Annotated in this window: 15 protein-coding genes and 1 pseudogene; 14 read left to right on the forward strand and 2 right to left on the reverse strand. The window is 69.4% G+C overall.

The window, feature by feature from the left end; translation table 11 throughout:
- Window positions 1-116: 116 nt before the first annotated feature.
- Entirely contained in the window at window positions 117-1,013 is an 897-nt protein-coding gene (locus tag G6045_RS28230) for an IS982 family transposase (RefSeq protein ID WP_165334951.1), read from the reverse strand.
- A gap of 168 nt (window positions 1,014-1,181) precedes the next feature.
- On the opposite strand from G6045_RS28230, the pseudogene G6045_RS28235 reads away from it, so the two are divergent.
- From G6045_RS28235 to G6045_RS28255, 5 genes and pseudogenes are all read left to right on the forward strand, one after another.
- Window positions 1,182-1,683 (forward strand): annotated as a pseudogene (locus G6045_RS28235) (leucine zipper domain-containing protein); the annotation flags it as partial.
- 543 nt (window positions 1,684-2,226) lie between these two features.
- On the forward strand, window positions 2,227-2,454 hold the full coding sequence (locus G6045_RS28240) for a hypothetical protein (RefSeq protein ID WP_165334952.1): 228 nt from the start codon (window positions 2,227-2,229) through the stop codon (window positions 2,452-2,454).
- Window positions 2,455-2,465: 11 nt separating this feature from the next.
- The gene (locus tag G6045_RS28245; protein WP_165334953.1) at window positions 2,466-3,236 is read left to right on the forward strand and encodes a helix-turn-helix domain-containing protein; all 771 of its coding nucleotides are present in this window, start codon (window positions 2,466-2,468) and stop codon (window positions 3,234-3,236) included.
- Window positions 3,237-3,777: 541 nt separating this feature from the next.
- Window positions 3,778-4,272 carry a TrmO family methyltransferase domain-containing protein gene (locus G6045_RS28250; protein ID WP_206344268.1) on the forward strand — a complete coding sequence of 165 codons (495 nt, stop codon included), beginning with the start codon at window positions 3,778-3,780 and terminating at the stop codon, window positions 4,270-4,272.
- Window positions 4,273-4,317: 45 nt separating this feature from the next.
- On the forward strand, window positions 4,318-4,857 hold the full coding sequence (locus tag G6045_RS28255) for a GNAT family N-acetyltransferase (protein WP_165334962.1): 540 nt from the start codon (window positions 4,318-4,320) through the stop codon (window positions 4,855-4,857).
- Between the two features lie 72 nt (window positions 4,858-4,929).
- On the opposite strand, the gene G6045_RS28260 is transcribed toward G6045_RS28255, so the two are convergent.
- Complete coding sequence (locus tag G6045_RS28260) at window positions 4,930-5,973, reverse strand: helix-turn-helix domain-containing protein (RefSeq protein WP_165334954.1); 1,044 nt, start codon at window positions 5,971-5,973, stop codon at window positions 4,930-4,932.
- Between the two features lie 739 nt (window positions 5,974-6,712).
- Between G6045_RS28260 and G6045_RS28265 the strand changes: the two genes are divergently transcribed.
- From G6045_RS28265 to G6045_RS28305, 9 genes are read left to right on the forward strand one after another with little or no spacing between them, the layout of a single operon-like run.
- Window positions 6,713-7,639 carry a conjugal transfer protein gene (locus tag G6045_RS28265; RefSeq protein WP_165334955.1) on the forward strand — a complete coding sequence of 309 codons (927 nt, stop codon included), beginning with the start codon at window positions 6,713-6,715 and terminating at the stop codon, window positions 7,637-7,639.
- Window positions 7,636-7,959 carry a hypothetical protein gene (locus G6045_RS28270; RefSeq protein ID WP_328707929.1) on the forward strand — a complete coding sequence of 108 codons (324 nt, stop codon included), beginning with the start codon at window positions 7,636-7,638 and terminating at the stop codon, window positions 7,957-7,959. Before G6045_RS28265 ends, G6045_RS28270 begins: the two co-directional genes overlap by 4 nt.
- Window positions 7,956-8,594, forward strand: a complete 639-nt coding sequence (locus G6045_RS28275) for a hypothetical protein (RefSeq protein ID WP_165334956.1) — start codon at window positions 7,956-7,958, stop codon at window positions 8,592-8,594. The genes G6045_RS28270 and G6045_RS28275 overlap by 4 nt, the downstream gene beginning before the upstream one ends.
- Complete coding sequence (locus tag G6045_RS28280) at window positions 8,591-11,311, forward strand: ATP-binding protein (RefSeq protein WP_328707930.1); 2,721 nt, start codon at window positions 8,591-8,593, stop codon at window positions 11,309-11,311. The genes G6045_RS28275 and G6045_RS28280 overlap by 4 nt, the downstream gene beginning before the upstream one ends.
- The gene (locus tag G6045_RS28285; RefSeq protein WP_165334957.1) at window positions 11,308-11,664 is read left to right on the forward strand and encodes a hypothetical protein; all 357 of its coding nucleotides are present in this window, start codon (window positions 11,308-11,310) and stop codon (window positions 11,662-11,664) included. Before G6045_RS28280 ends, G6045_RS28285 begins: the two co-directional genes overlap by 4 nt.
- On the forward strand, window positions 11,664-14,321 hold the full coding sequence (locus tag G6045_RS28290; protein ID WP_165334958.1) for a hypothetical protein: 2,658 nt from the start codon (window positions 11,664-11,666) through the stop codon (window positions 14,319-14,321). The genes G6045_RS28285 and G6045_RS28290 overlap by 1 nt, the downstream gene beginning before the upstream one ends.
- Window positions 14,322-14,380: 59 nt before the next feature.
- Entirely contained in the window at window positions 14,381-15,481 is a 1,101-nt protein-coding gene (locus G6045_RS28295; protein WP_235968353.1) for a C40 family peptidase, read from the forward strand.
- On the forward strand, window positions 15,478-16,086 hold the full coding sequence (locus G6045_RS41660) for a hypothetical protein (RefSeq protein ID WP_328707931.1): 609 nt from the start codon (window positions 15,478-15,480) through the stop codon (window positions 16,084-16,086). Before G6045_RS28295 ends, G6045_RS41660 begins: the two co-directional genes overlap by 4 nt.
- Window positions 16,065-18,689: an ATP/GTP-binding protein gene (locus tag G6045_RS28305; protein WP_165334960.1), complete on the forward strand. Its 2,625-nt coding sequence runs from the start codon at window positions 16,065-16,067 to the stop codon at window positions 18,687-18,689. Before G6045_RS41660 ends, G6045_RS28305 begins: the two co-directional genes overlap by 22 nt.
- The last annotated feature ends 498 nt before the right edge of the window (window positions 18,690-19,187 follow it).

The following is a 19,187-nucleotide window of genomic DNA, read 5'->3' on the forward strand; positions in this document are numbered from 1 at the left end:
ACCCAGGCAGTCCTTGCCCTCGCCCGACGGCGCGTGAATGTCTTGTGGGCTTTGCTCCGTGACGGACGGTGCTACGAGGCAATACCACCCGTCACAGTCGCAGCTTGACAACGAGATTAGGAATCGTAGGCGATCAGTGACCTGGTGATGGGTGCGCCGATGGTGCGGTTGTGCCAGATTGCGCAGGTCATCGCTAGGATCCGCTGGGCTACTCGGACGCCGACGCCTTCGATGCTGCGGCCGCCGTGCTGTTCGAGGTCGAGTTGGCCCTTGAGGGTGTCGTTGACCGACTCGATCAGCTGTCGCACGGTTTTGAGCTGGGCTTCTCCTGGCCGTGGGGTGCCGCGGTTGCGGTAGGAGGGCCGCAGCAGACTCACCCCGCGAGCGGTCAGGAACCGGTCGAGTTCGGCGGCGATGTAGCCCTTGTCGGCCAGGATCAACAAGCCTGGCCGGGCGGCGGCAAGTTCGGGCTCGGCGTCGAGCAGGGCGGCCAGCACCTGCCGTTCGTCGACCTTCGGATCGGCCAGGGCCCAGGTGACGGGGAGACCACCTGGCGTGCACACCAGGTGCAGCTTCAGGCCCCAGTAGAAGCGGGAGTGCGAGCGGCAGTAGCCGTAACCGGCCCAGCCGGCCAGATCGGAGCGGCGCACGGTCTCCCGGGAACGGGCGCATTCGACGGGTGTGGAGTCCACGATCCACACATCGTCCAGCCACAGGTCGCAGTCCGCGGCCAGCGACCGGATGGCCCGTTTGACCAGCGGAAGAGCCGCTCGTAGCCGCTTGTTGTAGGCCGGCCGTTGCGGCAGGTACGGGAACATCCGGTGCAGGTGAGCGTGGGCGAAGCGCAGCCAGCGGGCCTCACAGTGAAAGCCCAGCACGGCTTGGGCCACCGCCAGCGTCACCAGCTCGGCGTCGGTCAGCAGGGGCGGACGCCCACGCCACCGCGGGGTCTTCAAACGGTCATCGACATGCACGTACAGTGCCGTCAAGAGGGTGTCTAAATCGGTCGTCACAACCCGATGTTGGACACCCTCCCCTCGTCTGAGAACCCCGAAATCGGAACTACTCGTCTAGGTGTGCTGCCCGGGGGCGTTGGTGACAGCGGGGTGGTCTTGCATGGGTGAGGGCCTTCTGGGTTCGGTGTGAATTGCGACATCGACGCCGAATGTCAGGAGGCCCTCATGGTCCACCGTAATGCCCCGTTGCCGCCGACTGGGGGCTGCGTCTGACTCGGTGCGTGGTTGAGGAAGGCTGGCCGCTGCACCAGGCTGCGGAAAGTTCCAGGTCAGCCACACCACCGCAGCCCGCTGGGCCAGCCGCTACCGACAACTGGGCAAGGACGGAATGTGTGACCGATCCAGCCGCCCGCACCACCAACCGCGCCGTACGCCGGCCGCCATCGAAGCGCAGGTCATACGGCTGCGACAGGAACATCGCATCGGGCCCCTGCGGCTGGCCGTCCGCTGCCGCATCGCCGCCTCGACGACGCAGCGGATCCTGGCCCGCCACCAGTTGCCTGCCCTGGCCACCCTGGATCGGGCCACCGGCGAGCCGGTCCGCCCCTACGAGCGGGCCCGGCCGGGCGAGCTGGTCCACATCGACGCGAAGAAACTCGGCCGCATCCCGGACGGCGGCGGCCACAAAACCCTCAGCCGCGCGGCGGGACGCAAGAACCGCAGCAACGCCGTCGTCGCACCTCGCCCACGAGCCGGCCGACGAGGCCCACGACGAAGGGCGGACCCACAAGGGTCCGCCCTTCGTCGTGGGACACCCTCGTGCTGGCACACGATGTGGGTGTCAGTCGGACCACTCTGCTGATGGAAGTTGGAGTCCGCAGCACATTCCGGGTGGCTCGTTCATCCCGACATTCCCTAGGTAGGGAGCGTTGCACGTCTGGGCATTCACATCAAGCAAACAAGGGCTGCCCCTGCATCAACTAGACCCTGTTGCCCAAATGGGCAACAGGGTCCGATGCCTCGGGTGCGTTGTCCCAGGTCAAGCGGCTGACGCCGCCTCACTCCCACGCGGCGTCAGCCCGCGTCAGAATGCAGTTGGGCCGTAGATGAATCAATCCCGCCCCCAGTGGCCACCAACACCCCCTGACGTTGGGCCACTAGGGCACCATGGCGTGCACATAACCGGGTGCCTGGCAGCGCCCGGGAGTGGCATGGAGTTCGCAGCCGGTGGGGTCGCTGTACGCCACCGCCTCATCATCCGGGAGTACCCATGAACGAGCACCCACGCGCACCCCGCTCCGCCCTCTGCGTCGAAACGGGCACGCCGATACGCCTCAACGGTGCAGAGGCCTCCGTCGTCATCATCGTCGTCATCGCGGCCGTCGCCTTGACTCTCGCCGGAACGCCAACCCTCGTCGCCCTGGAGATCCTTACCGGCACCGGGATCGTTGGTACCTATCTCGCCCGTCGCGCGCCGCTGGCGCCGAGCGCACTCTGAGCGAGAGCGGCATGGGACGCCAAGAGAAGCCCGTCGTAACTGCCAACAAGGCCCTTAGCCAGCTGGCAGTTTGGCTCCGCCACCAACGCAGCACGGCTGAGCTGTCGTACTCCGAGCTTGCGGCAGCGACCGAATACTCCGCGACGACCCTCCAAAGGGCGACCACAGGAGAACGAATCCCTCGCCTGCAGGTGGTGGAGTCCTACGCCCGTGCATGCGGCGCTGATGTAGTCGTAGGCCGCGATCTATGGCGGGACGCCCGCTGGATGGAGCACTGCAACCTCTCCCCCACTCGGCGGCCGCACGTTCCGCCGCCTGAGCTGATCACTGAACCGGCAGACCTGTTGGAGGCCTTGCGCGAGGTCTACTACAAGGGCGGAGCAATACCGGTCGCGGAAATGGAACGCCGAGCTGGTCTCGGCCGGCTACCCCGCAGCACGGTGCAGCGAATGCTCCGCGGCCGAGCAACGCTGGAACTCGCCCAGTTCATGATCTTCCTTGAGATCTGTGGCATCCCAGAAAGGGAACTTCCTGTCTGGCGCCAGACTTGGATGAGGGCATGGCGTTACAGAGCGAGAGAGAGCCCCGACGAAGGCGGCCACGGAGCGTCTCCGGCGATCAGCGTGGAGGTGACAGACCTGCTCTCCGACAGGATCAGGAACCTCCAAGCTGAACTCGATATGCGGCGGGAGGAGTTGGTTGTGCAGCGTCGTCTTCACCAGCAGCGTCTTGAGCAGATAGCTGTCGAGACTCTGGGAGGATGCGGCCCTTCCTGGGGCTAGGACTGCTGACCCTGCTCGCTGAGGGCGTGGATGGTTTCCTGATCGCCGTTCGCGCCCTACGACAGCAGGAATCCGCACGAAGAGCTGTTCGCAACCGGGGTGACCCGGGGGAGTGACACGGTGACCTCGTGGCGGGCTACCTCGCGCACGAGACCGCGTGCACGCTTCGGGACATCGGTGACTTCGCCGGCGCCCAGTGCGAGTTCAAGCGCTCGGTCCGCACCTGTAAGGCCACGGCGTACGCCAGAGCGCACGCGGTCACCCTGGGATACCTGGGGGCTGTGCAGGCCCGGACGGACGGAGTCGAGGCAGCCTGCGCGACCGGGCACTGGACGCGATGGAGGGGGTGCAGTCCCGGCGGGCACTGGACACGGTCACCACCATGCGCCGAACGATCAGCCCGTTCCGTTACCGCGGGATTCCCGCAATCGCGGATCTGGAAGTCAAAACGGCCGCCGTCTTGCGCCAGGTAGCGTGACCGGAGCATGACGAGGGGGACCTGAGACGAGATCCCTGACTGACCACCGAGGAGGGGCCGTCCATGTCCGAATCCGCGCAGGGTTACATGCTGAAGCCGATCGCCACCGTCGTCAGCGAGCGCACGGAAGTGAGTGACGACTACTGGGGCGGCGTGAAGTCGATCATCCGGCTGAACGCGGACCAACCGCTGTCCACCCTTGAGGGGGTGGAGGAGTTCTCTCACCTCGAGGTTGTCTGGAAGTTCCACAAGGCCAGCCCCGACGATGTGCATCTCGGGGCGCGTCATGCCCGCAACGACCCGCAGTACCCCAAGACGGGTACGTACGCACACCACAACCACCGGCACCCAGCACAGATCGCCGTTTCCCATCCCCGGCTGCTCAAGATCGAGGGCCGCGATCTGCACGTCGAAGACCTTGACGCCGTAGATGGCACGCCAGTGCTCCATCTCGTGGCGTACTTCAAGGAAATGGGCCCCCGCGGCGAAGTCACACAACCGACATGGCCGACCGAGATGCTGGGTGACTACTGGACTGAGCCGAAGGCCCAGCAGTAGCTCGCGCGCCCAATGAACTCCCGGCCGAAGATGGAGGCCAGCAACGTGCACCCGGTCCGCCTCAGCAGCCAGCGCCTGGAGCTCCGCGAGTTCACGATTGATGACGTAGACGCCGTGCTGGCGATCTACGGAAACGTCGAGGTGGCAGAGCACATGTCGTTCGAGCCACGCTCGCGCGAGCAGGTGGCGGATGTCATCGTTCGGTCGATCGCTGCGTCCCGGAGCACCCCACGCGGCGAGTACGCGCTCGCGGTGCAGGAGAGCGATACGAAGGAGCTGATCGGGTTCGCCCGCCTGGCAATCGACCCCCATCAGCACCAGGCAGCCACCATCGGCTTTGCCCTGCGCCCCGATACGTGGGGTGTCGGCTACGGCCAGGAGACGGTGCGCCTGCTGCTGGAACTCGGGTTCGCCGAGCTTGAGCTGCACCGCATCTGGGGCGCACGCTCGCCGGCGAATGCGGCTTCCGCCAAGACCATGGCCCAGGCTGGCATGGCGGAGGACTACACCTTGCGCGAGCACATCCAGAAGGCCGGTAAGTGGCGTGACTCGGTCGTGCACACGATCCTGCGCCACGAGTGGTAGCCCATCCAGCACGCGCAGCAGAGCGTCCGATCGCGGTCGAGTTTCAGGTCCATCAGCAGCTCCAAGGTCTCGTCAGGCAGCAGCCTGGTGCGATGCGCAGGTGAGGCAATGGCCGGTGCCTTCGGGGTGGGCGCGGCGCCGGCTGGGCCCGGTGCAGGTGCGGCAGAACGGCCAGTCGAGGCAGGCGGGGCACAGGTTGCTGTCGGGTGCGGGGCCTGGATGTCCGCAGCCGGCGCACTCGGGCAGCACGCGCAGGGTGAGGGCTTCGGCGACGGTGCGGTCCGCGGCGGTCCACTCGGCGCGCGGCGCGGGGTGCTCACGGGCGGGTGCGCTCGCGGGCGGTGGTGTGGTGCGTGCGGTGCACAGGCGAGCGGCGATGATCGCGCCGACGGAGGTGAGGACCGGCTCGGGCAGTGGCCAGCCGGTGATGATGTGCTCCAGTTGCTCGAGGGTCCATCCGTCGCGCAGCATCTCGGTGACGACCTGGCCCTGGTCGTGCAAGGCCTGTCCGGTGAGCAGGAGTTCGGGGCGTCGGGCGCCGATGGCGAGCAGCACCTGAATACCGAGGGCATTGCCGTCCGTCCGTCCCGTTTCCGTCTCGCGCGGGCGCGCGGTACGGACGGACGGATGGGGGTTGGTCTTCTGCTTGTTGGTCTTCTGCTTGTTGGTCTTCTTGAGCCTGGTGTTCTTAGTTGCCGGTTCAGCCTGTGCAGGTTCAGCCTGTGCTGGATAACCCGTTTTAGGTTCTGACCTGGGGGTTCTTCGCGGCTCGGCGGTGGGCGTGTCCAGGAGGTCGTAGAGGTGGGCCGGCATGTCGGTGATGGCGTAGACGGCGTCGGCGAGGGTGCCGTCCGGGCGGCGTGCGCGTTCGCGGGTCAGGTAGCCGTGCTGCTCGAGTTCTTTCAGCCCGCTGGCGACGGCTTCGCGTCCCTCGCGGCCGCGGCGCGCGAGTTCACTCACGGTGATGCACCAGCCGTCGCGGTGGGTGGAGATCAACCCGAAGATCCCTTTGGCCTTGAAGCTCAACCGCGGGTCGCGGAACAGGGCATTGGAGATCTGCGTGAAGTGGTCCGCGGCCATCGCGCCGCGCTGGACGCCGTGCCCGAAGCCGCTCATCGTGCGCTGCCCTCACTGGCGGCATCGTGCGAGGCGCTGGCGGACCGCGGAGGGACTGCCGGGTGCAGTCGGGCAACGGCTGCGGCGCTGAACCGCAGGACTGACGCGAGGCTCATGGGTTTCAGTGCACGGGGCAGCCCCGACCAGAACCCCGGCCGCGTGCCCCGACCACGCGTCACGATCCGGTGACGTCGCACGCCGAGGTCGCTGGTCGGGGCGACCGACGCGCACCCCACCGCCAACAGGCCCTCAGCCGAGTCAGTTTGCGCATCCTGCGCACCGGCCTGTGCTCGGCGGGCCGTGTGCACCGACGGCTGCGCAGCTGAGTCGGACACGTTGATGTCCGGCTGCGCAGTGCCTCTGCTGTGGCGTCCGGTGTGCGCTGCGCACGCCGCTGCGCAGCGGTCCGCACCCTGTGCAGTGGCGCGTGGGTTGTGATGCGCGGTGCGGTACTGCGCATCGGTCGCGATGGCTCGGCTGGCGCTTCGCACCCCCTGATTGGTGATCACCAGGACTGCCGGGACGGTGCACCCCGTCCTATGCGGCGGGTGTGGGGCGGAGGCAGACCGGGCGGCGGCCTGAGCAGGGTAGTCGGGGTACTGGTCGGGCCGACCACTACCCCGACCAGTGTTTTGTGGCCGTCTCGTGATGCCGGTCGGGGGCGACTGGTCGACGGTCTGGTCGGGGTGCGCGGGTCTTCTCGAGGTCAGCAACAGACTTTTCTGACCTGGGAGTTCGCATGAGTCCTGCAGACAAAGCCCGGGAAGGCGACGGATCGCCTCCCACGGCTGCGGGGGCGGTCCTGCACACGATGTACCGCCGGGTGCGGCTGACCCGCCTGGTCGTGCTGGGCGCGCTCGCGACCGGCCCGCTCGCGCTCACGGTGGCGGTGATGTCGCCCTCGTCGACCGTGTCGGCCGCGCCGAAGCCCACGCCGGTGAAGCTGCCCGTCGCGCCTGCGGATCCGTCGGGGTACGCCGAGGTGTTCCTCGCCGCGTGGCTGCGCAGCGGCGGCAAGGACGCGGATGCGCAGGCGCGCGTTGCGCAGGCGATGGCCCCGTCCGTCGCGTTGCCGGGTCCGGTCGCGGATGCGCAGCCGGTGCGCGATGTGCATGCGGTGCGCAGTGCGCAGCATCGCGATGGCCGTTGGTCTGTGACGGTGGCTGCGCAGTACCCGGACGGAACGGTGCGCTACTTCGCAGTGCCCGTCGTCGCCGACAAGAGCGGCGGCGCGTTCGCGGTGGAGGAGGCGCCCGGCCGAGTCGCTGGTCCGGTGACCGCCGAGGTGGCCGCTTCTGCGTACGGGGTGTCGCTGCCGTCCGACAGTGAACTGACCCGCACCGCGGGCGAGTTCCTCAAGGCGTATCTGTCCGGCGAGGGGCAGGTCGACCGGTACCTCGCACCGGGGCTCTCACTGGATGGGGTGACTTCGGCCGGCTACAAGGAGGTCCAGGTCCAGGAGGCTACGGCCGACATCGATGCGGCTGCCGCCGAGCAGGTGCCTGCGGATGGCACGAAGGTCCGCCTCCTTGTTGAGGTGACCGCGACCGACGCGTCCGGTGAGTGGCCGTTGTCGTACGAGCTGGAGATGTCGACGCGGGCGGGCCGCTGGGAGGTTGCCGCGCTGCTGTCCGGGGCGACGGGCACGGGCGGTGACGGATCGTGAACGGCGTTCTCCTCGCCGGTCCGCTGCAGAACCTGGGCGACACCTTCATCGAGATGCTCAAGGACTGGGGCTCCGCGGCCCTAGTCGCGATCTTGATCGTCATCGTCGCGCTCGAGGCAGGCCGACGGATGTCCATCAAGGCAGGCATCGGCGCCCTCCTCCTGATGATCATCGCGCTCGGTCTGTACGCAGCCCGCAACGACCTCGCTGGCATGTTCGAGACGGAGATCAAGGAAGCCGGCACCGAGGGTGCGCCTGCGGTGATCGCTCCCCCGGTCGCGGGAACGGGTACGGCACCCGACAGCGGTGGTGCGCTGTGAGCGCGGAGGCCGCGCAGCGGGTGGGCCGCTTCTACACCGCGGCGCGCCGCCACCCGTGGGTGCTGGGCAAGATCGGCGATTTCCGGTTGTGGTTCGGCCCCTACAACCCGGCGCAGATCGCTGTCGCGGTCCTCGGCGCCCTGCTGCTGATCATGACGGTGTCGTGGTGGACCGCACTGGGCCCACTCCCTCTTGTCACTTGGCTGTTGGCGATCTGGGCGGTACGCCGCCCTCGCATCGCCGGCCGCGCTCCGCTCGCCGCAATCGGCGGCTGGGTGACGCTCTGGTGCAAACCCGCCGGCGGGCAGATCGGCGGGAAGCCCGCCCGGGACAAGCGGCCGCAACCGCTGCTGGGCGGGTTCGTCATCGAAGACCTCCCCTCCCCCACATCCGGTGACCGGCGCCGTCCCCGTCGCCGTACGACTCCCGTACGTCCGGTGCGCCCTGAGCGCCCCCAGCGCCGTGCGGCCACCAGTTCGCGGCCGCCACGCCCGCGCCCTGACCGGCAGCCACGGCCCGCGGGCCAGGCTCCGCGCCGCGCACCGAATGCGGCCGGCCCGTCGACCGGGCCGGTGTCGTCCGTGCAGCGGCTCGCGGCCCGCGCGGCCGCCCTGTCGAAGGAGCGTGCCTCGTGAGGGTGCCGATCCGGCACATCGCCGGTCATCTGGTGTGGTCCACGCACGGCACGGTGTGGGCGGTCTACCGGCTGCACCCCGACCCGGATGAGACGGGTGAGGGCGAGGAGATGGTGCAGGGCACCTATGTGCCGGCCGCCGTTCGCGAGCAACTGCTGGGCCGGGTCACGCACTTGGTGCGCTCGCTGTCCGGCGCGCCCAGGTTGTTCGGGTTGTGTGCGCAGGTCGACCCGGGTGAGGTCGCCATGGCCATGGTCGACGGTGTGGACCCGGATGCGGCGCAGTTGACGCCGGACGGGGTGCATCCGTGGGTGGAGAGTGTCGAGGCGGCGCTCAGTGTCCTGGAGTACCAGGAGATGCACCGCCGCACCCTGTGGCTCGCGGTGCCGCTCAAGGCCGAGGGACGCGGGCTGAACGTGTCGGCGGCTGCGGGCGCGGTGTGGGCGGAGCTGTCCACCTCGCTCGGCATGCGCGCCAAGCCGGTCCATCGTGACGAGGTCGCCTCCTACCAGGAGCAGGCCGCCCAGGTGGAGGCGCAGCTGTCGGGTGCGATCCCGTTGCGGCCGGCGCGGCCGGCCGAGGTGGTGTGGATGGTGCAGCACGCCATCCACCGAGGCCTGGCCGAGCCGCTGCTCGCCGACGCGGAGGCAAGCGGGCTGTATGGCGGGCAGGTCCGCGGGGGCACGTTGCGCTCGCCGAGCTATGCCGAGCTGGGGCAGGTCCGTATCGCCGAGGGCGGCACCGGCCCCACCTCGGACGAAGACCTGGAGGTGGTGGACCGCCGTAAGTCGGCTCGCGGGCGGGCCAAGCAGGGCGCGAAGTCGTCGCCGCTGGTGCGCCGGTGGCTGGAGGTGGAGACCCAGCAAGGAACCGGATTCCAGGCCCACTTGGCGCTGGCCGAGTGCCCGCCGGCCGTGGCCGCCGACAGTGCGGACCTGTTCGCGCAGCTGGAGGTGCTGGAGTACCCGGTCGACTACGTCATCGACCTCACGCTGGTGGAGGCGGAGAAGGCCAAGGCGCAGGTGCAGCGCAAGCGCACCGAACTCGTCGACCAGGCCGACCAGTACGACGCCCGCCCCACCGGCATGCCGTCCTCGCTACTGCAGGCCGCCAAGGATTTGGGCGAGCTCGACGCCCGTCTGTCGCGGACATCAGTCGAGGTCGAGGTGCAATCCGTGACCTCCCTGACGGTGTGGGGGCCGACCGTGGAGCTGTGTGACGCACGGGCCCGGTCCCTTGCGGCGCTGCTGGGCAAGCTCGACTACCGGGCGGTGCGCCCGACCGGTCTGCAGGAAGCGCTGTTCACCCTCGCCCTGCCGGCGACGGTGCGACCGCAGGCGGTCAAGGAGTTCACCCAGCATCAGCTCAGCGAGGACTGGGCGATGGGCGGGGCGTTCACCACGATCGAGATCGGCGACCCGAACGGCCAGCTGATCGGCTTCGATCTGGACTGCGGCACCGCCCGCCCCGTGATGATCAATCTGGCGAACGCGCCGCGCTCGGACGCCTCCGCGAGCTTCGGGATCGTCGCCGACCCCGGCGGCGGCAAAAGCGTCATGGAAAAGCTCCTCACCATCGGCGTGGTCGACCGTGGTGAGCGGGCGATCTGCATCGACCGCACCCCGCTCAAGGAGTGGGCGACGTTCGCGCGATCCGCCGCGACGGGCCGCTGCCAGATCATCGACGTGGTCGACGCCGAGCTGTCCATCGACCCGCTGCGGATCTTCGCCGGGCATCCGCAGGCCTCGCACTACGCGCTGAGCTACCTGACGCTGCAGATGGTGATCGGGCCGATGAGCTCGCAGGGTGGCGTGCTGCACCGGGCGGTCGAAATGGCCGCCGCATCGGCGCAGCCGTCTATGCGGCTCGTACTCGATGCCGTTGAGCAGATAGCAGGCCAGGGCGGATCGCTCGGCGACACCGCCGCCTCACTACGCACCATGCTCGACATCGTCGCGCACAACCCCCTCGCCGCCATGATCTTCGACCCGGCGCTGCCGGTGGTCCGGCTCGACCAGCACATGACCTCGGACCTGATCGTGTTCACCACCACCGGGCTGACCCTTCCGCCCAAGGAGGCGTTCGGGAACATCGAGGTCCTGCACCAGCAGCCACTCGAGGCACTGATCGGCCGGGCAGTTCTCTACCTGATCGCGGCGATCTCGCGGCAGGTCGCATTCAGCGACGCGAACCGGTTCTGCGCGCTGGCCGCAGACGAGTTGTGGTGGCTCACCAACTCCGCCGAAGGCTCCGCGCTCGTCTCCGAGTTCCTGCACGACGGCCGCAAGCACGGCGCCGGCCTGATCGCCGCCGCCCAGGACGAGGAGGAACTCGGCCCGGACCGGGGCCTGATGGCGTATCGCGCCCTGGGGCGGATCACCGACAAGAAGCGCGCCCGCCGGGCGCTGGAGTTCATCGGCCTCGACCCCGACAACAAGGAACTTGTGGAGCTGGTGACCACCAAGCTCTCCCCCGTCCGGCGCGGCCCGAACGGGACACCGCTGAAGAACAACCCCCGCGCCGGCGAAGTCCTGTTGACCGGCCCGCGGATGAACACCGGCCGCATCAAGGTCGCCATCCCCCCGGTCACGCGGATCGCCGACAGCATCAAGACCACCCCCGAAGAGACCACGGCAACGCGATCCCCGCGCCACGCGGCGCCCGGCGCAGCCCACCGGCCGGCCGGGACGCGCCTGGAGAAGGAGGGCGCACGATGAGCACCCGTATCGGGGACCGGACGCGGAGCCGTGCGATCGGCCTCGCTGTCGCCGCGGTCGCGGCCGCCGCGCTGACGGTGGCCGGCATGGTCGGGCTCGGGGTGCCGGACGGCTGGTGGCCCACCGCCGGGCAGGCCTTCGCCTCGTCTACGCCCCAGGCAAGCGGCAACGCGGATGATCCGTGTGCCCTGATCGTCGGCCCGGCCCGCGACTACTGCACGCGCGGAGCGTTGCAAAGCGCCGCACCCGCGCCGGAGTTCACCGCGGTTGACGCCTGGATGCTGCTGCCGCCCGCCGCCGGCATCGCAGCGCTCAGCGTGTACCGGATCCGCACCGCTCCGCGGAGGCCGTGATGTGGCGCCCGGACAAGGGAACATGGCGCACCGTACGGCACGTCGCGGTGCTCACCGTGGTGTTCCTGATCGTCAACACCCAGGTGGCATACGCCGCAGGAAGCGGATCCGGCGGAGACCTTCTCTCCCCGCTGAACGTGACCACGTCCGAGGGTGTGCCGATCAATGGCTACGAGCTGCACGCGGACGGCGGGTCCCTCGTCGACTTCAGCAGCCAGTTCGCGTCGATGGCCTTGTCCGGGCTGTTCTCCCTCATCCAGGTCCTGGTCGGACTCGGCTGCTGGGCCGTGGAGTTCGCGTTCCGCTTCCCGCTGATCAGCATGCTGGCCGAGCCCGCGCAGCAGATCGCCGACGTCTACAACGACATCGTCGTCGACACCCTCGGCCTCAAAGGGCTGATGCTTGCGTGGGCGTTCGTGTTCGGACTGATCCTGTTCGTGCGCGGCAAGGTCGGCAAAGGCCTCGGCGAGATCGGTCTCACGCTGGTGATCGCAGCGTTCGCCGCGTCCATGTTCGTACGCCCCGACTACCTCCTGGCAGAGAACGGTCCCCTCGCCCAGAGCCAGCAGGCAGCCGCCGAAGTCGCACACACCGCGGTCGGCAACTACAACTGGGGCGGCCACATCACCGCCGAGGAACTCGACGAGTGCTCCACCTCCACCGGCGCTGCCGAACAGACGTGTGAACAGCGCCGCGGCGACGAGAAGATCATGCCGTCCGAGGTGGCCCGGCCGCTCCAGGACGCCACCACCAACGCGCTGGTCGTCAAGCCGTACATGCTGCTCCAGTACGGCCGGATCCTCGACCCGTCCAAGCCTGCCGACCGTAAGGCGTATGCCCTGCATCTGAAGTGGGTGGTCGGCGGCTACGACAAGGACCAAGTTCCCGAAGGCGACGACCCCTGCAGCCTGATCTATGGGCCAGCGAAGAAGTACTGCCAGGAAGGCAACGTCGGCGACGGCTCACCGAAACTGCCGGAGCTCACCCCGGGCGGGGAACTCCTGGACACCGTCAGCCCGGTCATCAGTGACGAGGACGGCCAGTTCCAGGTGTTCCTCAAGGACCTGGAGAAGGCCGGCCCGGTCGGCAAAGCGGCCGCCGCCTACGCGAAGGAGGCGGACTGGTGGCGGGTCTGCTCCGCGCTGCTGCTGCTCTTCGCCGTCCTGATGATCACCGCAATCCTGCTGTCGTCGGCGATGACGCTGCTCGGCGCCGAGGGCGCCGACATCGGCGCCGCCACGATGGGCGGCATCACCTTCGTGTGGGGCATGCTGCCCGGCCCGAACCGGCAGGTGATCTGGAAGTGGCTCGCCCTGTTCGCGGTGTCGGTGGCGGCCATGTTCGCGGTCTGTATGTTCCTGCCGCTGTTCGGCATGGCCATCGACACCGCGCTCACCAAAGGCCCCGACCTGGTGGCCGAGCGGATCCTGCTCCTCGATGTGCTCGCGTTCCTGGGGCTGGTGTTCCACCGGTGGATCATGGCGCGGATCTCGCAGATGGGCCGCTCCATGGCAGTGCGGATGCGGTTCGCGAAAGTCGGCGGCACCCATCTGCCCGGCGACACCTCCGAGATCGGTGCCGCACTCGCGTTGAACGGCGTCGGCGCGGGCGGCGGCTTCGGGTACGGCGGCGGTTTGCGTGGCAGGGCCTTCGGCGGCGGAGGGTTTGGGGCGCTCGGTACCCGCCACCGGCTGATGGGCCACCTCGGCGCGATGACGGATGGCGCCGGGATGCCGTTCGACCCGCAGCGGATGCTCGGCGCCGGCATGAGCGAAGCGGGCCGCGGACTTGCCCCACTCGGTCTGGCGTCGGTTGGCGCGCGGCTCGGGCTGCGCGGCGCCTGGGGCCTGGCCGTCGGCAAGCATCCCGGAGCCGAAGCGTTGGAGCGGTGGCGTAAGCCCACCGCGGACGGCGACCCGGGCAGCGTCGCCGGCGGATATGACGGGCTGCGGCGCGGACCGCAGGACCGCTACCGAGGCGCCGACGGGAAGATCAACGACGCGGACGGCCACCCGCTACACACCCAGGGGTCGGACCGGACTCTGCTGTCCACCCGGGCGCACAACCGTCTGGTGCGGCTGCGCGGTTACCGGATCCTGCACCGCGGTGGGCGGGTGGCGTACGGGTCGACCGTGGGATTGGCGGCGAACACCCGGCGCGGCCGCGGGCACGCGCAGGATCTGCGCTCCGATGCTCGCCAGCAGTGGAACGTGTGGCGCAACACCGTCCAGCAGGACGGCCGCGCCTGGTCCGATGCCACTGTCGGCGCGACCGGGCGTCACCTCGCCGAGCACGGCACGGACCACGGCGGCGACGGGCCCTTCACCTCCCGACGCTTGTCCATTACTTCGTCCCACTCCGCGACGGCCGTGCGCGCCGCGTCCGAACCGCCGCCGGATGTCGGACCGCCGGATGACACGCCGCGCAGTGCCTGGCCGCCGATGGGGTCACGGCGCATCTCCGCGCCGCGGACGTCGCCCTCGAGGCCGTTCTCGTCGTCGGGCGGGGCTGTCCTGCCGGGCGGGCGCACGCCGCAGACCAGCTCGCGGGAGGAAGCAGCCGCGCGCTTTGAGCGGTTGAGGCGTCGCGTCGAGCCCGACGCGGACCGGATCCGCCGGCAGCGGACGCGCCGCGATGACGACGGGGACACCTCGTGAACGCGCCGCACCCGCGGCGACGCCGGTGGGGACGCTGCGGATGTCTGATCTTCATGCTGATGTTCGCCGCGGTGTGCTGTGCCGCGCCGATCGCCGGCGGGCTCAGTGCGCTCGCTGCGCTGCAGGGTGAAGGAGACGGCAGCGACGACGACTTCGCCGAAGCCGGCAGTGCGGCGGACATCCCGCCGCGCATGCTGGCCGCATACAAGAAGGCCGCCGAGAATGTCACCAGGCACGTCACCAAATGCAAGGGCATGGCGTGGCCGATCCTCGGCGGGATCGCGAAGGTCGAGTCCAACCACGCCACCGGCCGCACCATCGCTTCGAGCGGCGACATCCGGCCCAAGATCGTCGGCGTGCTGCTCAACGGCTCCGGGGCGGGCGGCAACACGAGCGTCTTCCCCGATACCGACGGCGGTAAATGGGACGGCACCGCCACGGGTGAACGAGCCGTCGGCCCGTTCCAGTTCCTGCCCTCCACCTGGCAGGGCGCCGGGAAGGACAACAACGGTGACGAGACTGCCGATCCGCACAACGCGTACGACGCGGCGCTCGGCGCGGCCATCTACCTGTGCGGAGGCGGCCGCGACCTCACGCACAAGGCCCAGCTGCGGGCGGCGATCTTCCAGTACAACCGGTCGAACGCGTACGTGGACAACGTGTCGAACTGGATCAGCCAGTACCAGGCCGCCGCCAAAGGCCCCGATCTGAGTAGGTCGCCGAAGAAGGTCCGCATCGTCATCGCAGCGGCGCTCGCCCAACGCGGGGTGCCGTACTCGTGGGGCGGCGGCAACAAGTCCGGCACGTCGTACGGCACCTGCTGCTCGCCCAGCGGCAAGTCCGGAGCGCACATCAACGGCTTCGACTGCTCAGGGCTGACGGTGTACGCGTTCGCCCAGGCCGGCATCAGCCTGCCGCGCACCGCCGCCGCCCAGGCCGGCAGCGGCAAGCGGATACCCGAATCGGCAGGCAAGGGCGCGCTACGGCCGGGGGACTTGGTTTTCTACGGCTACGCCCCGAAACGGGACTCGACGATCTACCACGTCGGGATTTACGTCGGCGGCGGACAGATGGTCAACGCCGCCCGCCCCGGCACGAAGGTGCGCCTGGACCCGGTCGACGCCATGTCCGGCTACGCGGGAGGGGCACGCCTCCTGTGACGACCAACAAGAAGTCGACATCGCTCAAGTCGCCCTGGCCCATGGCCTGCTGTGCCGTGGTCTGCGCCATCGGCGCCATCCTTCTGTTCACGTCTTCGAACATGTCCAGGGCCCAAACAGCGCCCGGTGAGCAACTGTCCCCCTCCCCCAGTCCGGCGGGCTCGCGCACCGCACACGCGTCGGCGAACCGAACTGCGCCCGGCGAGGCCTCGCGGGAATTGCCGCCGCGCGGCGAAGGCCGGGCTGCCGATCCGGCGATTCAGGCGCTGCTCGAGCGAACCTGGCCGCGTGACCTTCCCGCACGCACGGAACGGGAGCTGGTGGCGGCGGGCCGGTCGGTGCTGATCGCGGATGTCAGTGGGCTCGGCCGTACGAGGTGGCCGCAGCTGTTCGCGCGCCAGGGCGCCGTGGCGCCGGCGTTCAGCCGCGTGCGAGTCCAAGCGGCCATTGCACGGCGCGGGAGCTCACCGGATGAGGCGCTGGTGCACCTGGTGTGGGCGGGCGCCGATCGCGGCGGCACCTACAGCGACGGCCGCATCACCGACATCACGTTCACCCGCACCTCCAAGAAGGGAGAGGCCATATGGACACCGCTGCCGTCGTAGAGGCCAGTCAGGACCCGGCAGGCTGGGGTCTCGACCTTGCCCGGTCCGTGATCGCTGTCGTGGTGTGGCTGCGGGAGCACTGGTGGCTCCTGGTTGCCATCAGCGCCTCGTTGTGGGCGGGCGGCGAGGTTCTCGTCCGGCATCTGGCGGCCAAGGCGTCCCAGAAGCGGATGGCGCTGGAGCTGTATCCGGCCAAGCACTTCGAGCCGAGTCTGGAGGAGATCTTCCGTCGCGGCATTCAGCTGGCTCGGGCGTCGGGGATGCAGCCGTGGTGGGCGCCGCGGCGCAGCAAGGTGGTGCGGCTCGCATTCCGCGCGGACGGCACCAGCCCGTTCCGGACGCGGGTGGAGGGCCCGGCGGGCGCGGAGCGCCTGTTGACGATCAGTGCGTTCGGTCCGGATGTGCGCATCGAGAAGGCCGAGCCCCTGCTCGACGAGCAGCGTGAGCACGTCGTACGGGCCGAGTGCGTGGTACGCGGGGATCCCATCGCCACGCTGCGGGAGGTGCCGCTGGAGCCGGATCCGCTGCAGCCGCTCATCGACGGAGTCGCCGACCTTCGCGCGGACCTCGGCGACCTGGCGGAGATCTGCATCGATCTCCAAAAGGCCCCGAAGTGGGCGCTGCGCACCCGTCGGTTCCAAGCCCTGGCCACGGCACGCCAGCGCGAGCGGCGCGAGGCGGAGCAGGCCGCGCGGTGGGCACGCCGCGATGCGGCAGTCATCGACGACTCCATCGGCCACCAGATGCAGCGGTTGTTCGCCCGCGGCCGCACCGCGCAGGCGGGTGGGCGGGGGCTGGTGATGCCATCGCCCCACCGGCTGGATCGGGACGAGGCGCTCGGCAAGCTCGCCGAGTCCGCCCAACTGGTGCGGGTGCAGATCCTGGTGAAGTGCTCCTCCAACACCCAGGGCCGCGCGCAGGCGCGGATGGCACGGGTGATGGCCGGCCTGGACGTGTTCGGCGAGCGGGCGCAACTGTCCCCCCGCGGGTTCACGTTCGGTCCGCTGCGGGTGGGCGCGGACCGCTGGCCCTTCCTCACGTCATTTGAGCAGCGGTGGGCGACCGGGCAGTGCCGGGCGCCGCGCCCCAACTGGCTGCGCCTGGACGAGCTGACCGGTCTGTTCAAACCGCCTACCCGGCACGCCCGGCTACCGGTGCTCGAGGCTGAGCTGCCCACCTTCGACTTCGACGACCCCAAGTTGCTGCTGCAGGGCGTCTACCGCGGCCCGGACGGGCGCCGGCGGCTGGTCGCCACCCGGGCAGAGCAGACCTTGTTCGAGGTCGCGGTCGGCAAGGCCGGCGGCGGTAAGACGGAACGAGCACTGGCGCAGGCGATCAGCGTGGCGCACGGCGGGGGCGGGCTGTTGTTCATCGACCCGCACCGCGACTCGTGGGCGCGGGCCTCCACCTTCCTCGCGCACGAGAAACTCGCCCAGCGCATCGCCCTCATCGACTTGACCGTCGCCGGCGATGAGGCACGGGTCAGCTCGTGGAATCCGATCGACATGCACCGCCACCCGGCCGGCGTGCAGGTCGCCGATGCGGTGGTCGACGCGTTCGCAACGATGCTGGGCTGGCAGGACGTCGAAGCGCCCCGCGCCCTGACGATCCTGACCGAGGCCGTGTCCGTGCTGGTCGCGGTCAACCAGGCCGCCTGCCAACAGGACCGGGCCCAGGATCAGGCCACGCTGTTCCACATCCGACCGCTCCTCACCGACGCAGGCTTTCGCACTGCGTGTCTTACGGTCGCCGGCAGCCGGCTGGACGCGGACACGCACGCCTGGTGGACCAGCACCTTCCCGACGCTCCCGCTGGACGCCTTCAACGTGATCCTCAACCCGCTGGGCCGCCTCGGCCGCAACCCCGTCACCCGCGCTTTCCTCGGCCAAGGCGTCGGCACCTACAACATCCGCGCCGCGATGGACGCCGGGATGGTCATCTGGGTATGCACGCCGGGCAACACCCCCAACGACCGGCTGCTGCTCACCATGCTCGCCCGCGACCTACTGCGCGCCGGCCGCTCCCGCAGAGATACACCCGAGGATCAACGTCGTCCGTTCCGCCTGTACTTCGACGAGCTCATCACCCTGACCGGGGCCTCACCGGAAACCTTCGCCGAAATGGTCGAGGAGTTCCGCAAATTCAAACTCCGGGTGCACGGCATGACCCAGCTGCTGGCCCGCCTCCCGCGGCCCGTGCAGCTGTCCCTGCTGCAAAACGCCTCCAGCCTGTCGACCACCACCGGCTCCCGCGCAGCGATCGCCGCGATCACCGCCGAGTGGGGCGACTCCCCCAGCCCGGAGCGCGTCGTGGCCCTGGACCAGTTCCGCCACTACGCCTCGTTCACCGTCGACGGCCGCCGCATCGGCCCGCTGCTCCTCGAAGGCCCCCACCTCGACGACGACCTCAAGCGCTGGGCCCGGCCCGCACACCGGCCCGCGCTCGAGCACGCCGCGCTCGCCAACGCCCAGGCCCAACCCATCGACAAGGCAGCCGCCACCGCCGACAGCCAACTCGACCGCCTGCGGGCCTTCGTTACCCAGGCCGCCGGCCAAATCGACCTCAACAAGCAGACCGACCGCCGCACGGAAGGCTACGCATGAACTCCGAACGGCACACCGCCATCAACGCTCCGCCTCCTGTACGGGGCGGCCGGCCCGGATGCGAAGACATCCGCATCACAGAGGCCGCGGCCCAGCAGACGCATCAGGGCCACCCGCAAAATGCTGAGGCGCGCGGACATCGCGTACGGGCCGATCTGGCGCGGTTCGCCCGGCCCCAACGGGTAGATGCCGCACGGAAGTTGTGTGTGGTCGCTTCGCACGCGACCGGGGCCGGACGCCTGAGGTGGCTCTCACCTGCGCGAAGCCCGCCGGTCGGCCCAGATGCGCGTCCCGCTGGGAAAGTCTGTGCCGCAACCCCCTTGACCGTTGCGCAAGCAAACACATAGTTTCACTTGCAACGGCGCTCGGCGCGTTGAACTCACCACCATTCAAGCCATTTGGGGAACTCCCATGCCTGAAGCGAGTACGACAGTTCACTACAGCGAAGAGAACCGTGCCGCGCAGCCCGTGGAGGAACAGCACCACCACTCCCCCTCC

This window comes from Streptomyces mesophilus, assembly GCF_011044995.1.
Taxonomy (GTDB): Bacteria; Actinomycetota; Actinomycetes; order Streptomycetales; family Streptomycetaceae; genus Streptomyces; species Streptomyces mesophilus.

Coding starts and splice junctions, on each gene's coding strand:
- G6045_RS28290 (WP_165334958.1), top strand. CDS start 11,664: ATGTGGCGCCCGGACAAGGGAACATGGCGCACCGTACGGCACGTCGCG.
- G6045_RS28250 (WP_206344268.1), top strand. CDS start 3,778: ATGTCCGAATCCGCGCAGGGTTACATGCTGAAGCCGATCGCCACCGTC.
- G6045_RS28260 (WP_165334954.1), bottom strand. CDS start 5,973: ATGAGCGGCTTCGGGCACGGCGTCCAGCGCGGCGCGATGGCCGCGGAC.
- G6045_RS28240 (WP_165334952.1), top strand. CDS start 2,227: ATGAACGAGCACCCACGCGCACCCCGCTCCGCCCTCTGCGTCGAAACG.
- G6045_RS28265 (WP_165334955.1), top strand. CDS start 6,713: ATGAGTCCTGCAGACAAAGCCCGGGAAGGCGACGGATCGCCTCCCACG.
- G6045_RS28295 (WP_235968353.1), top strand. CDS start 14,381: ATGTTCGCCGCGGTGTGCTGTGCCGCGCCGATCGCCGGCGGGCTCAGT.
- G6045_RS28305 (WP_165334960.1), top strand. CDS start 16,065: ATGGACACCGCTGCCGTCGTAGAGGCCAGTCAGGACCCGGCAGGCTGG.
- G6045_RS28245 (WP_165334953.1), top strand. CDS start 2,466: ATGGGACGCCAAGAGAAGCCCGTCGTAACTGCCAACAAGGCCCTTAGC.
- G6045_RS28285 (WP_165334957.1), top strand. CDS start 11,308: ATGAGCACCCGTATCGGGGACCGGACGCGGAGCCGTGCGATCGGCCTC.